The 2,453-nt window shown below is 61.4% G+C and carries 1 protein-coding gene; it reads left to right on the plus strand.

The genetic code is table 11. The features are described from left to right. Positions 1-2,206, plus strand: a 2,206-nt coding sequence (locus KDH09_14450) for a tetratricopeptide repeat protein (GenBank protein MCB0220896.1), incomplete at its 5' end; no start/stop codon positions are given. Between the last annotated feature and the right edge of the window lie 247 nt (positions 2,207-2,453).

Below are 2,453 nucleotides of genomic sequence, written 5' to 3' on the forward strand. Positions count from 1 at the left end.
CGTCCGGGGCCAATTGACTGAACTGCGCGCCGCTGATTTGCGTTTTACGCCCTCCGAAGCCGCCGGTTTCCTCAACCAGGCGATGGGCCTCAACCTCTCATCAGGTGACATCGCCGCGCTGGAAACCCGCACCGAAGGCTGGGTTGCCGGCCTGCAGATGGCGGCCCTCTCCATGCAGGGGCGGGCCGACACCGCTGGTTTTATCCAGGCTTTTACCGGCAGCCACCGTTTTGTGCTGGCCTATCTGGCAGAAGAGGGGCTTCATCAGCAGCCTGAACGAGTCCGCCGCTTCTTGCTGCAGACCTCTATCCTGGAGCGGTTATGTGGTCCGCTGTGCGATGCAGTTACCGAGCAAGAAGATGGAAGAGGGATGCTGGAGATGCTGGAACGGGAGAACCTGTTCGTTGTTCCGTTGGATGACAAGCGCCATTGGTTTCGATACCACCACCTTTTTGCTGATGTACTCCGGGCGCGTTCGATGGAGGAACTCTCCGGCCAGCTACCTGCCCTGCACTTGCGGGCGAGCGAATGGTACGAGCGACACGGTTCGCCGGCTGATGCGGTCCGCCATGCGCTTGCCGCTGCCGATTTCGGACGGGCGGCGGGCCTGATCGAGCTGGCCTGGCCGGCGATGGATGAGAATTTTCAGACCGCCACCTGGCTGAGTTGGGCGAAGGCCCTGCCGGAGGAGACCGCCCGTACCCGGCCAGTGCTCCTCGTGGGGATTGCCTGGGCGCTGCTGAGCGGCGGCGAGATGGAAGCCGGCGAAGCTCGGCTTCGGGAGGCCGAACGATGGCTGGATGGCGCGGAAGAAAGCCCATCGGGAGAAATGGCCGTAGTGGACGAAGAGCAATTTCGGTTTCTGCCTTCGTCGATCGCCACCGCCCGCGCCTACCACGCGCAAGCGCTCGGGAATTTGCCGGGTGCCGTGAAGTACGCCCGGCAGGCACTCCGCTTGTTGCCCGAGGAAGACCACCTCAGGCGCGGGCCAGCCGCTGCGCTCCTGGGGCTTGCCTCCTGGGCGCATGGTGATCTGGAGGCCGCCCACCGGGCTATTGCCGAAGCTATGGCCAATTTTCAGAAGACAGGCAGCCTCTCTTTCGCCATCAGTGGCACCTACGGTCTGGCGGACATCAGGATCGCACAGGGCCGGCTCCGCGAGGCCGTAAACATCTACGAGCGGTCATTGCAACTGGCAACGGGGGAGGGCAAGCCCATCCTGCGGGGAACCGCCGACCTGTATCTGGGATTGGGTGATTTGCGCCGGGAGCGAGGCGATTTGAACGCTGCCGCCGAGTATCTGCTGAGAAGCGAGGAATTGGGCGAACAGGCGGCCCTGCCGGATTGGCCGCATCGCTTTTGCCTGGCCCGCGCCCGGTTGGAGGAAGCCCGGGGAAACCTGGACGTCGCGCTCGGCCTGCTCGACGAGGCGGAACGGCTGTATTACCGAAGTCCCGTACCGGATGTTCGTCCCATAGCGGCGCTGAAAGCGCGGTTGTGGATCAGGCAGTACCGGTTAGCTGAGGCACTGGATTGGGCGCGGGAGCGGGGCCTGTCTATTGAGGATGAACTCAGCTATCTGCGGGAGTTCGAGCACATCATGTTGGCGAGAATACGCATTGCCCAGTATAAAACCAATCGGGCAGATCGCTCCATTCAAGAAGCAACAGAACTCCTGGATCGCCTCCTGAAAGCTGCGGAAGAAGGAGGAAGAATGGGGAACGTGATCGAAATCGTAATGCTGCAGGCCCTCGCTCAAGAGGTGCAAGGCAATCTCCTTCTGGCGCTCGTGCCCCTGGAGCGGGCCCTGGCCCTGGCCGAACCCGAGGGGTACGTCCGCATCTTTGCGGATGAAGGGCCGCCGATGGCCCGGCTATTGTCCGAAGCCGCTGCCCAGGGGATACTGCCGGGTTATGCCGGCAGGTTGCTGTCTGCATTGGGCGTGGAAGGCCGTGAGGCCATAGAGCAGCCTTATTTATCTCCACCCCGGACTCCTTCCGCCCAACCCCTTGTCGAGCCGTTGAGCGAACGCGAGCTGGAAATCCTGCAACTCATCGCCCGGGGCCTCTCGAACCGGGAGATCAGCGAGCGGCTTTTCCTCGCCCTGAGCACGGTGAAAGGGCACAACCGGAATATCTTCGGCAAACTGGAGGTGCAGCGGCGCACGGAGGCGGTGGCGCGAGCGCGGGAGTTGGGGTTGTTGTAGGGGGCGGTGTCAAAGTCGGAAGTGGGAAGTGGGAAATCCGAAAGCTGGACATTCGGAGTCCATTTCGCACTTTGCATTTCGCATTTCGCATTTCGCACTTCGCATTTCGCACTTCGCATTTCGCACTTTGCATTTCGCACTTCGCATTTCGCACTTCGCACTTCGCACTTCGTATTTCGCACTTCGCATTTCGCACAGCAATACCTCAAAACAGTACTTTAGTAGGTTTACAGCAATACCGTTTGGC

The organism is Chrysiogenia bacterium, assembly GCA_020434085.1.
Lineage (GTDB): Bacteria > JAGRBM01 > JAGRBM01 > JAGRBM01 > JAGRBM01 > JAGRBM01.